Source organism: Chryseobacterium potabilaquae, assembly GCF_902728265.1.
Taxonomy (GTDB): Bacteria; Bacteroidota; Bacteroidia; order Flavobacteriales; family Weeksellaceae; genus Chryseobacterium; species Chryseobacterium potabilaquae.
The window spans coordinates 1-649 of the sequence record NZ_CACVBR010000131.1; the positions used below are offsets into that span (position 1 = coordinate 1).

Consider the following 649-nt stretch of genomic DNA (forward strand, 5'->3'; position numbering starts at 1 on the left):
TACAAAACCATCAAATCCAACCAGATGATCTCATTCCATTATGCTTAGAAAGATCGGAGCAGATGCTCATAGCAATCTTAGGAGTTTTGAAGTCAGGCGGAGCCTATGTTCCCATGGATCCAAATTATCCCATGGATAGAATAGAGTATATTCTGGGAGATACGAAGGCAGGAGTAGTACTCGTTGAAGAAAAGACTCAAAATAGATTATATGACTGCAAGAGATTAATAGATACAGAAGAATCTTCAAGCCTTAGTATCATTAGTCTGGATTCTTCAGATGTGAAAGATACATTGAGTACATGTTCCATAGAAAACCCAGCTACAGAAGTAAGTTCAAGTGATTTATCTTATGTTATTTACACCAGTGGAACAACAGGTAAACCTAAAGGAGTAATGATTGAACATAAGAGTGTGATAAACCTCTTAGATAATATACGGGAAATATATGATTTCAGTACTACTGGAAAAATAAGCGCTTATACCTCTTATGTATTTGATGTTTCTGTTTCGGAATTCTTTAGTTCTTTATTGTATGGTAATGAATTACATTTATTATCTGAAGATATAAAGAAGGATTCAAATTTGATCAGTGATTATCTTTTAGATCATGAAATTAGCCATGTTTATCTTCCTCCTGCCTTATTATC

At 33.9% G+C, this 649-nt stretch carries 1 protein-coding gene; it reads left to right on the plus strand.

All coding sequences use genetic code 11. From position 1 onward, the window contains the following. A partial coding sequence (locus tag CHRY9293_RS18490; protein WP_162034322.1) for an AMP-binding protein occupies positions 1-649 on the plus strand: 649 nt, incomplete at both ends.